10 protein-coding genes are annotated in these 13796 nt (G+C 32.1%); 9 read left to right on the plus strand and 1 reads right to left on the minus strand.

Annotated elements, in window-relative coordinates:
- Positions 1 to 64: 64 nt before the first annotated feature.
- From AC0NJG_RS00930 to AC0NJG_RS00955, 6 genes are all read left to right on the plus strand, one after another.
- Positions 65 to 565 carry an AraC family transcriptional regulator gene (locus AC0NJG_RS00930; RefSeq protein WP_087953519.1) on the plus strand — a complete coding sequence of 167 codons (501 nt, stop codon included), beginning with the start codon at positions 65 to 67 and terminating at the stop codon, positions 563 to 565.
- Between the two features lie 383 nt (positions 566 to 948).
- Positions 949 to 2652: a M4 family metallopeptidase gene (locus AC0NJG_RS00935; RefSeq protein ID WP_087997279.1), complete on the plus strand. Its 1704-nt coding sequence runs from the start codon at positions 949 to 951 to the stop codon at positions 2650 to 2652.
- A gap of 485 nt (positions 2653 to 3137) precedes the next feature.
- Complete coding sequence (gene pulA / locus AC0NJG_RS00940) at positions 3138 to 5696, plus strand: type I pullulanase (protein ID WP_474062876.1); 2559 nt, start codon at positions 3138 to 3140, stop codon at positions 5694 to 5696.
- A 422-nt stretch (positions 5697 to 6118) separates the two neighbouring features.
- The gene (locus AC0NJG_RS00945; protein WP_087997281.1) at positions 6119 to 6718 is read left to right on the plus strand and encodes an undecaprenyl-diphosphatase; all 600 of its coding nucleotides are present in this window, start codon (positions 6119 to 6121) and stop codon (positions 6716 to 6718) included.
- A 496-nt stretch (positions 6719 to 7214) separates the two neighbouring features.
- Positions 7215 to 8642, plus strand: a complete 1428-nt coding sequence (locus tag AC0NJG_RS00950) for an ABC transporter permease (RefSeq protein WP_087953523.1) — start codon at positions 7215 to 7217, stop codon at positions 8640 to 8642.
- 11 nt (positions 8643 to 8653) lie between these two features.
- Entirely contained in the window at positions 8654 to 9331 is a 678-nt protein-coding gene (locus tag AC0NJG_RS00955) for an ABC transporter ATP-binding protein (protein ID WP_000447846.1), read from the plus strand.
- A gap of 295 nt (positions 9332 to 9626) precedes the next feature.
- Here AC0NJG_RS00955 and AC0NJG_RS00960 read toward each other — a convergent pair whose 3' ends face one another.
- On the minus strand, positions 9627 to 9809 hold the full coding sequence (locus AC0NJG_RS00960) for a hypothetical protein (RefSeq protein ID WP_071716333.1): 183 nt from the start codon (positions 9807 to 9809) through the stop codon (positions 9627 to 9629).
- A gap of 202 nt (positions 9810 to 10011) precedes the next feature.
- On the opposite strand from AC0NJG_RS00960, the gene gerXB reads away from it, so the two are divergent.
- The 3 genes from gerXB to gerXC are packed head-to-tail and all read left to right on the plus strand — an operon-like array spanning position 10012 to position 13773.
- Complete coding sequence (gene gerXB / locus AC0NJG_RS00965; RefSeq protein WP_071716334.1) at positions 10012 to 11091, plus strand: spore germination protein GerXB; 1080 nt, start codon at positions 10012 to 10014, stop codon at positions 11089 to 11091.
- Between the two features lie 56 nt (positions 11092 to 11147).
- Positions 11148 to 12626 carry a spore germination protein GerXA gene (gene gerXA / locus AC0NJG_RS00970; protein ID WP_071716335.1) on the plus strand — a complete coding sequence of 493 codons (1479 nt, stop codon included), beginning with the start codon at positions 11148 to 11150 and terminating at the stop codon, positions 12624 to 12626.
- On the plus strand, positions 12613 to 13773 hold the full coding sequence (gene gerXC / locus AC0NJG_RS00975) for a spore germination protein GerXC (protein ID WP_474062758.1): 1161 nt from the start codon (positions 12613 to 12615) through the stop codon (positions 13771 to 13773). The genes gerXA and gerXC overlap by 14 nt, the downstream gene beginning before the upstream one ends.
- Positions 13774 to 13796 lie beyond the last annotated feature (23 nt).

A 13796-nucleotide genomic window follows, 5' to 3' on the forward strand; every position in this document is an offset into this window, starting at 1 on the left:
AGGAATATATGAAAATAAAGGCTAAATAAATAGAGTAGAGATTTGTTAAAGGGGGTTGATGTAAATGAAAGTGACTATAAAAAAATTACCACCATTAAAAGTAGCCTATATAAGACGAACTGGTAGTTATTTTGAACCACAAGATCACTGGGGAAGGTTATTACAGTGGGCAAATGAAAATAAACTTTATCCACCGGAGCAATCATTTATCGGAATCTCATTAGATAATCCTGAACTTGTTGCAAGCCATATGTGCCGACATGATGCTTGCGTGACCATACCTGAAAACTTTGAAAAAGAACAACATGAGGATGTGCAATTTAAAAGTGTAGATAGCGGTCTATACGCTCTATACCAATTCTATGATGAACCTCATAAATTAAGTGTAGCGTATCAATACATGTACGCAGAGTGGCTACCAAATAGTGAGTATGATGCAGATTATGATAGAGATAATTTAGAGTTTTGCTTAAATAATATTGCAGAAGATTTAGAAGGAAAATTAAAGGTTGATTTATTTGTGCCAATTAAAAAAGTACCAATAAATATGAATGCAAATAAGTAGTATGTTTTTTTCTAGCATTATCTTTACTATATTTTTTATTTGCTAATCAAACAGTAACAGAGGATACCGGTGTATTGGATGATGTATTTTTAAAAGGTTATTGAGTAGAGAAATCATTAAATAAACAATTAAATGAGACGAGCATATACTAATAAATGACACAATACATAATTTATAATCGTATTTGAAGAGCACCTTAAAGTGCTCTTTTTTTTATTGAAATTCATGCACTTATATAAGTTGTTCTTAATTTGAATCATCGTCCTTATATTATGTAATTTTGCATAATGTTACATAAATTGTGTATTTTCCCTTTTTTTCGACAGAAACAGGAAGTATACTTTGTACAAGCTTTCTATTTCAAAATTATACGAGGTGAAAAAATGAAAAACAAAAAGACGTTAACTAAGGTAGCATTAACAACAGGTTTAGCTTTAACAGCAGTAGCACCGTATGGAGTAGGTCATGCAGAGGAAACAGATCAACTACAAGTTCAAATTCAGGAGGAATCATTCCGTTCAGGTGAACTTACACAACCGTCACAAAAGGCACCAGAGAATGTAGTAAAAGATGCTCTTAAGGAGAAAACCAAACAAGCCCTTTCTTCAAAGCAAGTCAATGGAGAAACTGGAGTAGATTATAAAGTTCTTCAAAAACGTGATTCATATGATGGGACTACACTTGTACGTATACAGCAAACATATGAAGGAAAAGAAGTATATGGCCATCAATTAACTGCACACGTAGATAATGACGGTGTTATTAAAAGTGTTTCAGGTGATAGCGCGCAAAATTTGAAACAAGAAGAATTAAAAAAACCTATCAATCTATCAAAAGATGAAGCGAAACAATATATTTATACGAAGTACGGGAACGATATCAATTTTATTTCGGAGCCAGAAGTTAAGGAAGTTATTTTTGTTGATGAAAATAATGGACAGGCTAGCAATGCATACCAGGTTACATTTGAAGCGGCAACACCAAAATATGTTTCCGGAACATATTTAGTAAATGCACAAAATGGTGATATGTTAAAAAATATGGTACAAGAGTCTAACTTGAAAGCAAGTGAAAAACTAGTTGGAGCATTAAAGAAAAGTAAAAAAAGCAATCTTACATCATTAACTGGAACAGGAAAAGATGATTTAGGTATATCACGTACATTTGGTATTTCTAAACAAAGTAATGGCAAATATGCTCTTGCTGATTATACAAGAGGGCAAGGAATTGAAACATATGATGTGAATTACAGAGATATTACGAAAGAAGAAAGCTATTATCCTGGTACATTAGCAACTAGTACTTCGACAACATTTAACGATCCAAAAGCAGTAAGTGCTCATTATTTAGCAACAAAAGTTTTTGATTTTTATAAAGATAAATACAATCGTAATAGCTTTGATAATAAGGGACAAAAGGTAGTTTCAGTTGTACATGCTTGGGATTCTGGAGATACGAATGATCCGAAAAATTGGCAGAATGCATTAAGTGCTAATAATGGTAGTATGCTTGTATATGGGGATCCTATCGTCAAAGCATATGACGTAGCTGGGCATGAATTTACACATGCTGTTACTTCTAGTGAATCTAATCTTGAATATTACGGTGAATCTGGTGCGATTAATGAGGCACTATCTGATATTATGGGAACATCTATTGAGAAATACGTAAATAATGGAAGCTTTAACTGGACGATGGGAGAACAAACTGGATCTGTCTTCCGTGATATGGAAAACCCAGCTTCTGTTCCATCTTCACTTGGAGTACCTTATCCAGATGATTACAGTGAATTTAACGATTTTAATGGATGGGATCAAGGTGGCGTTCATTTTAATTCAAGTATTATTAATAAAGTTGCATATCTTATTGCAAAAGGCGGAACTCATAACGGAGTAACTGTTAAAGGAATTGGTGAAGATAAAATGTTTGATATTTTCTATTATGCAAATACAGATGAGTTAAACATGACTTCTAATTTCAAAGAATTGAGATCAGCATGTATTCGAGTGGCAACTAATAAATATGGTGCGAATACAGCTGAAGTTCAAGCGGTACAAAAGGCATTTGATGCAGCAAAAATTAAGTAAGTTAGAAATATAGTTATCATTCATATATTATTACATTATGAAAAAACAGCTAATATCCTTAAAAGGACATTAGCTGTTTTTTACGTAACTATGCATTAGTGAAAATATAATTACTTAACAATAATTAGGGAGGGTATCTTTAAAAGTTACGTCAAAAATGAAAGGTTTATAGTGTATAAAAACAGAAAATTAACAATATATTGACCTCTTAACGGAAAGTACTATAAAATGAAAGCGATAACAAACGATTGTTTTATAATGATTTCCCTGATCTTTTCGTATTTACAAATATATGAAGACATAAACAAACCTATTTTTTTATACATTAATGCAAACGTTTTCGTATTAAAAGATCATTGAAATACATATGTTAAATCAGCCAATATGGGGGTGAAATAAAAGAGATTTTTAGATTAATTGAAGTAGTTGTAATGTAGTACGAGCAGAATATAAGGTTCATGCTATTTAAAGAAAGGGTGTATGTAGTGCAAATGATAAAAAGAATAATTAACAAATCAGTTTTATTACTTACTATAATTGTTATGTTCGCATCTGTTTTCTCTATTCAAAGTGTGAATGCAGTTTCAAATTCGAAAACAACTGAAGTTATCATTCATTACAAAGAGAAGCTTGGAAATACAAAAGACTGGAATATTTGGTTATGGGGAGAAAGTGCAAATGGTACATCTTATGAATTTACTGGTGAAGATGAATTTGGAAAGTATGCTAAGATTAATATAGATGGTGACTATAATCGTGTAGGATTCATCATTCGTACAAATGAGTGGGAAAAAGATGGTGGGGATCGTTGGATTAAAAATATAAAGGACGGTCGTGCTGAAGTATGGATTCTTTCTGGTGATGAAAAGGTATATAACGCTAAGCCTTCTTCGGATCTATCAATTCAAAAAGCAACGATTGATAGTTTCAATGAAATCACTGTAACGACTAATGTCCCATTTCATATTAAGGAACAGAAAATTGAAATTGAAGGTATTAAAATTAAGAATATTAGTCCTTATGATATAAACAGTGGAAATGTTACGAATAAGGTGAAAGTAATTACGGAGCAGAAAATTGATTTAAAGCAGACATACAAAGTTAAAATTGAAAACGTAGCTGATACAAATACTGAAATCGGTAAAGTCATTCGTAGTGAAGAGTTTGATCATTTATTTTATTATGGTGGTAACGATTTAGGGAATATATATACACCACAACATACAAAGTTCCGTGTATGGGCTCCTACTGCGAGTGAAGCAAAATTAGTTACATATAAAAAATGGAACGATAAAATAGGTAATGAAATAAACATGCAACAAGGTGAAAAGGGCACTTGGAAAGCAGAACTTAAAGGGAACCAAAAAGGTCTCTATTATACATATAAGGTGAAAATTGGTGATAAGTGGACGGAAGCAGTTGATCCGTATGCACGTGCTGCTTCTGTAAATGGAGATAAAGGTGCGGTTGTTGATTTAGAAGAAACAAATCCGAAAAAATGGAACACTAACAAAAAGCCTAAATTAAAAAATCCGGAAGATGCTATTATTTATGAATTACATGTACGCGATCTTTCCATCCAACCTGAAAGTGGGATTAAGCAGAAAGGGAAATATTTAGGAGTAACAGAAAAAGGAACAAGAGGTCCTGAAGGTGTAAAAACAGGACTTGATCATATGAAAGATCTTGGTGTTACACATGTTCAGCTTTTACCGATATTTGATTATGCTTCAGTAAATGAAGAGAATGTAAACGAACCACAATATAACTGGGGATATGATCCGAAAAATTTTAATGTTCCAGAGGGATCCTATTCTACAAATCCATATGAGCCAACTGTTCGAATAACAGAATTAAAGCAAATGATTCAAACACTGCATGATAATAATCTTCGTGTTGTAATGGATGTAGTGTATAACCATATGTATAGTGCTACTGAATCTAATTTTCATAAGTTAGTTCCAGGTTATTATTATCGTTACAATGAAGATGGAACATTTGCAAATGGAACCGGAGTAGGAAATGATACTGCTTCAGAAAGAAAAATGATGAGGAAATTTATGATAGATTCCGTCACATATTGGGCAAAAGAGTACAATTTAGACGGATTCCGTTTTGATTTAATGGGTATTCATGATTATGAAACGATGAATGAAATACGTAAAGCTGTTAATCAAATTGATCCTTCTATTATACTGCATGGAGAAGGTTGGGATTTAAATACACCTCTTGCAGCAGAGTTGAAAGCAAATCAAAAAAATGCAAAGAAAATGAAAGGGATTGCTCATTTTAACGATAATATACGTGATGGATTAAAAGGTAGTGTATTTGAAGAGAAAGAAAATGGATTCGTAAATGGAAAGGAAAACATGGAAGACCGTATGAAAAAAGGCATTACGGCAGGCATTGACTACGATACAAATTCGTCTACCTATCAAGATCCGGAACAGGTATTAACTTATGTGGAAGCGCATGATAATCATACATTATGGGATAAACTTGAGTTGACTAATCCAAGTGACAGTGAAGAAGTGCGAAAACAAATGCATAAATTATCTTCTTCGATTTTATTAACATCACAAGGTATTCCGTTCTTACATGCGGGACAAGAGTTTATGCGCACGAAATATGGTGATCATAACAGTTACAAATCTCCCGATTCAATTAACCAAATGGATTGGTTACGCCGTGTAGCATTTAACAATGAAGTAGATTATATGAAGGGGTTAATAGAATTACGCAAAAAGTACTCAGCTTTTCGAATGACATCTGCAGAGCAAATAAAAACACATGTATCATTTATTGATGCTCCTAAAAATACTGTAGCTTATACAATAGAGGGTAATAAAAATGAATACTTTACGGTGGCTCACAATGCAAATAGAGAAGCTGTTGAAATAACACTTCCATCGAAAGGTCCTTGGAAAGTGCTAGTAGACGGGAAGCAGGCGGGAAGTAAACCACTTTATGTTGTCCATGACAATAAAATTAAAGGTCCTGGATTAAGTTCATTTGTTTTAAAAACAGAGAAACCGATTAAATAAATGCCAAAAGTGGACGGAAGATTGTTTTCACTTCGCTTTTAAACTTAAAATAGTATAATTTCACATACTGTAATTATATTACAATTTAATAAAAAAAGAGAAGAACTTACCAAGGTTCTTCTCTTTTTTATGTGTAATTAGAGTTTCCACAATTGTAGATATGAGAGTTTATGAATATATCAAAAGGAAAGATGATGAACCTATTTACAAAGTGACGAGAAAATGACAAAACTGTAAGAATGCACGAATATTTGTAAGAAAGTTCGATGTTTTCTTTTTTCTTTTTTTATTAAAGTGAATAAGAAGAAAGCGGTGTCATAAGAGGTTGATATTTTAATATGCGTACAATAACCAAAACTATTTATGTAACGAAAGTATATGGCATTCCGTAAAACAACTTACTAAAAAGGAGGGAGTTGAAAATGACTTTTTCACAATTCAATATTGATAGTTTTCGAACAATTAATGATTTAGGTAAACAGTTTTCATTCCTAAACCCGGCCATCGTATTTTTGGCTGAATATATGGTATATATTTTTGCTTTAATTATTTTAGCTTATTGGTTTACTGGGTCCAGAAAAAGTAGAATGATGGTAATTCAAGCGATGGTTGCTTTTGTAATTGCTGAGGTAATCGGGAAAATAGCAGGGAAATTCCATCTAAATTATCAACCGTTTGCAGTATTGCCTGATGTTAATAAACTTGTCGACCATGCTGTAGATAATTCATTTCCTAGTGACCATACGATTCTCTTTTTTTCAATTTGTTTTTCGTTTTGGCTTGTTCGTAAAAAAACTGGATGGCTATGGCTTATACTTGCACTTTGTGTAGCAATCTCTCGAATTTGGGTAGGGGTTCATTATCCTTTTGATGTTGCAATTGGGGCTTTAATAGGATGTATTTCAGCGGTATTTTCGTATTGGTTAGTACCGAAATTATCTTTTATTAGGCAATTACTTACTCAATATGAAAGAGTAGAGAAACATGTTTTACCATCCAAAAACAATTCAAAGGAACTTTGAGTATACAAGTATAAAAAAGACGTTATCCTTTCCTAAAATTCTACAGAAAGGATAACGTCTTTTTCGTTTTATCGATATTGCAAAATATTAGATTGATAATGATGTATCGGGACCCCATAGTTAAATATAAGTTTCTTCAACTCTATCCAACCATTCAAAATAGCTTATTTTTTATTAAAGGGTTCACCTTTTAAAATGACGTGATTTCTATGTTTATCGTGTAGAAATTGCACAATAAATATATTTTTCATGTTACATACATTAAATTAAACTTAACCTCCTTTTCTTTTTCTATAAGTCCCTTAAATGGACAAACTTCTTACCGATATTCAAAACCGTTTACGCTTTTGGCTTGTTTTTTCGGTTTTTCTTGATTAGGCCAATGAATAAATAACTACACATAAACTCCTTATATCTCTAGATAAACTACCGATTAGCTCCATATAGACTCTAGATAACATATATAGAATACAAGTTATCAAGGAGGTAAGAAAAAATGAATTTTATAAAACGTGCAATTCTCAGTATGAAAAAAAGAATAGGAACATCATTAATTTTGATGGCAGTTTTTCTAATTGTTACAAATTTGGTTCTTTCAGGGTTCACAATCCAAAATGCATCAAAAAAAGCAGCTGATGCTGCAAGAAAAAAACTAGGTGCAGATGTTACTTTAAGTCTTGATTTTGACAAATTAGGTCAAAAAGCTAGAGAAACTGGAGAAATGCCAAAACCGCCGCAGCTCAATATAAAAGAAACAGATCAATTAGCGAAGTCAAAATATGTAAAAGACTATAATTACATAACTAACACTTTCGGAATTTCTGATGGACTTAAACTAGTAGGAGCCTCAGATGAAGAAGAAGGCAAAGGTAAAGTGGGAATGGCGGCTGTACGAGGCGGTTCAAGCTCAGGTACAGAAATAGATATGAATGCATCTTTTACGATTGAGGGAGTTCGCAAGACAGCATTACAAGAAAGCTTTAAAAATGGAAAAAGTAAAATCATAGATGGAAAACCAATTACAGAACAGATGAAAGATCAGAATGTAGCTTTAATGGAAAAACGATTAGCGGAATTAAACAATTTGAAAGTAGGAGACAAAGTAAAAGTGCAATCAGGGGATAAGAAGGAAACCCTCGAGATTGAAATTATCGGTATTTACGAAACGAATGAGCAAGCAATGGGTCAACAGGCCCCTCCTATAATGGATCCAGCTAATAAACTATATATGCCGCATTCAACTATGAAAAAATTAGAAGTAGATCAAGGTATAAATAGTGTTCAAGTCGTGTATTTCTTGAATGACCCACAATACATTGATGCATTTAAAAAAGAAGCAAAAAAATCTAATATTGATTTTAATTATTTTAAATTAGATGCACATGATTCATTGTACAAACAAATGATTGGTCCTATCGAAAATATCTCTTCTACTTCTCAAATGATTATTTATATTGTATCGATTGCAGGTGCGATTATATTAGGGTTAATCATTATGCTATCAATTAAAGGGCGTCGTAAGGAAATGGGGATTTTGTTATCTATTGGAGAGAAAAAGTGGAAACTGATGGCGCAGTTCGTAGTAGAAGTAGTATGTATCGCTATTTTAGCATTTGGATTATCCATAACAACAGGAGCCAAAGTTTCTCAATTTATAGGGAATAATTTACTTTCGAGTGAAATTGCTACTGCGAGCGAAGAAACAGATACCTCGCAACATGGTACTGTAATGATGGCTGGGCCTGGTGGTACTCTACAAAATCAAAAAGAAAATCCAATTGATAAAATTGATGTAAGTGTAACAGGAGAAGATGTAGGGAAAATGGGTGGAATTGGACTAGCTATTGCTATAATTGCAACGCTTCTTCCGGCATTATCTATTCTACGTTTAAATCCAAAACAAATTCTTTTAAAAGATGAATAAGGAGGCGCGATATGGAAACGATTTTACAATTTAAAAACTTGGATTATTATTATGAAAGTAATGGAAAAAATGTAGCGATACTAGACAATGTTAACTTTTCTTTTCAAAAAGGTCATTTCTACACAATTTTAGGACCATCCGGATCTGGAAAAACCACAACTCTAAGCTTAGGTTGTGGACTGGATGTCCCTAAAAATGGTTACGTACTGTATAATGGCAAAGATATTCGAAAAATTGGTTTGGATCGATACCGTAATCAAAATGTATCTGTAATTTTCCAATCTTATAATTTGATTACCTATATGACTGCTCTTCAAAATGTCCTAACAGCAATGGAAATTACAGGTGTCAAAGTGAAAAATAAGATGGTAAGGGCATTAGAATTATTAGAGAAAGTAGGACTCACAGAAGTTGAAGCGAAACGAAACGTCCTGCAACTAAGTGGCGGGCAACAACAACGTGTAGCAATTGCTCGAGCGTTATCTTGTAATGTTGATTTACTTATTGCAGATGAACCGACAGGAAACCTCGACGAAGAAACGGCAATGGATATTATAGAACTGTTTCAAGAACTTGCACATAAAGAGAATAAATGTATTATTGTTGTAACGCATTCACAGGAAGTTGCTAAAAAATCAGATCGTGCAGTGTATTTAAGTAAGAAGAAGTTGGTCGTAAACCAAATCTAATACAAACATCTTAGCTTTTTAATTCACATAATTTTCAAATATCACTCATTTCAAAAGCTTATATTTGATATATAATAAAATCAAGCCATAATCAAAATGGTCTCCCTGTATTGAATGTTAAGATATTTTGTTGTTTCCTTTTTAACTAAATTTGAAAAAGAACTTGTAGGATATTCTACAGGTTCTTTTTGCTATGATCAGTTACCTATATTATTGAAGAATTACATATAAAAAACGGGACAGTAATTAGATCTATGATCTAATTACTGTCCCGTTTAACTGTTTATCTGCATAGTTATTGAAGAATTAAACCTATTATCATAATTAAACTAAATACTATCATCCAGCCAAATGCACAATAGCCGAAGATTCTAATCCATTTAGGTAATTGATTCATGTTAATTTTATTTGTGGGAACTCCTTGCATAGAAAACATCATTTTTTGATCTCTATCTCTATTATTTTGTTGTTCATACATAACATCATCACCTTTCTAGAACTATTGTGTTTATAGTATACCTGCCTAAAGAAATTATGTATAGAATAGAAGGAGCTAACTTACATCTAATGTAAAAAAAGTTTAATTGTCCATGTCTCTAAGTGCTAACCATTTGGAATAAAGAAGTAATGTATCAGTTATACTATGTAATATTTCTTCATTACTAAACATGGTGGTAAGTATGAATAAGCAAACAATTACTTTATTTCAAGTTTCTATGATACTCATTGGTAGTATTGGGATAATTAATCATGTCATTATGATTCCTATGTTATTAGATACATCAGGTAGAGATTCGTGGATCTCTATCATATTAGTAAGCATCCTATACTTGCTTTGGATTTCAATAATATTCATCATATATAAAAAAATAAAAAATGAACATTTGTTTTTGTGGCTAAAAAATAATTTCGGGAAATTCAGTGTATATCCAATCATATTCATAGTTGCACTTTATTTAATAACGATTGGTGTCGTTGCACTAAAAGAAACCTTAACCTTTTTCTCTTTTTATTTACCAGAAACACCTCACTTTGTATTAGGAATACTTTTTTTGTTGATTTGTCTCTATAATGCTACAAAAGGAATTCAATCTATTGCACTTACAACAGGTGTTTTGTTGCCAATTGTATTTTTACTTGGTTTTTTTGTAATGTTTGCAAATGTTCCACATAAAGATTATTCTTTACTTCAGCCAATGATGGAAAATGGAATGAATCCAATATTTAGGGGGATGGTTTATCCTGCAGCAGGATTTCTAGAATTAATTTTTATTCTTTTTTTACAACATCATATTTGTTCAAAAGTAAAATTATATCAATTGATTGCTTTAGGTATTGTTATTATTGGTATCACAATAGGCCCAGTTATGGCAGCTATTATAGAATTTGGTCCTTTCGCAGCAGCAAACCAACGATATCCAGCATTTGAAGAATGGAGACTTGTGTCAATAGGAAGGTACATTGAAAATTTAGACTTTCTCTCCGTGTATCAGTGGCTTGTAGGGATCTTTATTCGTCTATCGCTTGTTGTTTTTCTCATTCCAGATTTGTTATCAATTACAAATCGGAAAACAAGAAATCGGGTTATGTTTGCAATACTTTCATGTATTTTAGTAATAAGTATACTACCCATCAGTGACTCTAGTTTCTATTGGTTTGTATCTCAAATTGTTTTGCCAGTTTCAGCAATAGGACTATTTTTGTTTTCTATATTACTAATGGTGTTTGTATGGGTTGTTAAATTTAAGAAAAGCTCTTGAAAGAGTATGAGTATATAATTTATATGAGGTTGCTGAGTTTGAAGGAGACAACGTAGATGAACAAACGAGTAGAATTAAACGAGAAGGTAATACTAGAGTGGTTTGAAGGATGCAACGATGTAAAAATAATAAAGCATGAATTGGACGAGGAAGAAAAAACGAGTTCAGTATTGTTTATGTATTGTCAAAACTTAATTGATAATACAAAATTAAAACAAGCCACATCATCTCAAGTTTGCAAAAAGCTTTTAAGTAATTCTATAGAAGAATTTAACCTTTCAACATTAATTCCTCAGTTATCAGTAAAAAAATTAGATATAGTAAATTCGAATGAAACTATATCTAAAATTATATTTGAAGGTAACCTCCTCATTATTTTTGAAGAATATAAACAAGGGTATATAGTTGATATTGCCCAAATACCTACAAGATCAGTTGAGCAAACAAATACAGAGATGACCATTCGTGGTGGACGTGATGGATTTGTTGAAGAGTTAAACACAAATATAGGATTAATTAGAAAAAGGCTAAAAACAAGTTCTCTTAGTTATGAAGAATTTATTATTGGAGAAAGAACACAAACTAAAGTAGCCCTCTTGTATTTAAAAGATATTGCATCCCAAGATATCATTAATCAAGTTCGATTAAAATTAAGACAAATTAAAATAGATGGGATTGTTTCAAGTGCACAGATTGAAGAATTAATTACAAACAATCAATTTAGTGTATTTCCTTTAGTTGAATATACAGGACGTCCTGATTATGCTGTGAATTGTTTGTTGTATGGGCGTTTTATTTTATTAGTCGAAGGGTCACCGACAGCCACTATTGCTCCAGTTACGTTTCCTTTTTTTGTGAATACATCTGAAGATCAAGATTTTTTCTATATATTCGGTAGCTTTGTACGGCTTGTAAGTCTTTTGGGGATAGCAATTTCTATATTTCTTCCAGGAATTTGGATAGCATTAATTACATATCATCCAGATCAGATTCCCTATACGTTGTTAGCTACATTAAGCTTATCAAGAGAAGGGATTCCTTTTCCTGCTCCTTTAGAAGGGCTAATAATGATGACCTTATTTGAAGTTTTGAGGCAAGCAGGATTGCGTGTTCCTGCGGTATTTGGTCAAACATTATCTGTGGTAGGGGGATTGATTATTGGACAAGCCGCTATTAGTGCTGGAATTGTTTCAGCATCTATGGTCATTATAATAGCAATCTCGGTTGTTTCGACATTTGCTTTAACTAATCAGTCGGTAACAGGGATAATAAGTATATTGCGATATATAGTATTTGTAGTGTCTTCTTTATTAGGTATAGTAGGATTTATCTTCTGTGTTCTTGTGATGGCGATACATGTAGTGAATTTACGATCTTTTGGAGTCCCATTCTTTACACCATATTCACCCCCTGTATTTAAAAGTATGCTAGCAGCCACATTTAGAATTCCTTTCACGTATATGAAAAAAAGACCTGAAGAATTGCATACGCAAGATAATACAAGGAAAAGAGAGAGTACAGATGAAGAAAAATAAAAGAATAGTTGTATTTCTTTTTATGATGTGTACGTTTCTAACAGGGTGTTGGGATCAAAGAGAGTTGCATCACGTTCTATATATAAATAGTCTAGGTATCGATTTTAAAGATAATAATTATATCATCCGTCCGCAATTTATTAATTTCTCTAACATAGCTAAACAAGAAGGGAGCACTACCCGTAATTATAGCCAGGCCTATATTGGAAAGGGAAAAGGCTCCATTTTAGATGAGGCAGCATTTGATTTTTATAAGGGGGCTCAACAAGAAATCTCATGGGAGCATCTCAAAACAATTGTTGTAACAGAGCGATTTTTAAAACATGGTGACATAAATCAATTTAATGATTTTTTCTCTCGTTTTTTTCAATTTCGAGATACTATGTGGATATTTGGAACTAAGGAACCTTTAGAAAATATATTAGCGAACAATAATATTTTAAATATTTCTCAATTATATACAATCATTAATTTACCAAAAGAGATAACCAAGCAATATACAATAATAGATCCTTTACCTTTATATAAATTTCAAAGAAATTATTATGAACCTGGGATGACAACTCGTATTCCTTTCATAGCTACGACTAAAGCATATTGGAAAAAAGGGCATACATCATTTCCAATGTTAAAATTTAGTGGTTATGGTTTTATAAGTGATAAATCATATATAAATCATTTAAACAGCCATGATATTGCTGGGATTCGTTGGACGGATGGAAATACGAAACGAGCTCCATTACTTTTAAAATTTAATCAGAAAATTATTGGACATATAGTATTGAAAAACCCGAAGATAGATACAAAACATTTTGTGAAAAATGGAAAGTTACGCATACTTATGAACATCCATTTCGATGCTGATATTTTTCAATTAATACACTCTATGCCCGTAAATGATATTAAAAAAATTGCAGAGGCCCAAGTTGAAAAAGAAATTAAAACAACGTACCGAAAAGGAATCGAAAGAGGGATTGACACGTATCAGTTATCACATTCTTTATATCGTCAGAATAATAAATTATGGAAAAAACACAAAAAAGAGGGAGGGGTATTTCTTCAAAATAAAGAATTAGATTTAAATGTCTCGATTAATATAGCTACAAATGGAAAATCTAAAAATAAGCGTAATATGATTGAGCATTAGAATGGTTGAAAGTGAAAGGAAAC

The organism is Bacillus sp. SSR7 (assembly GCF_055902415.1).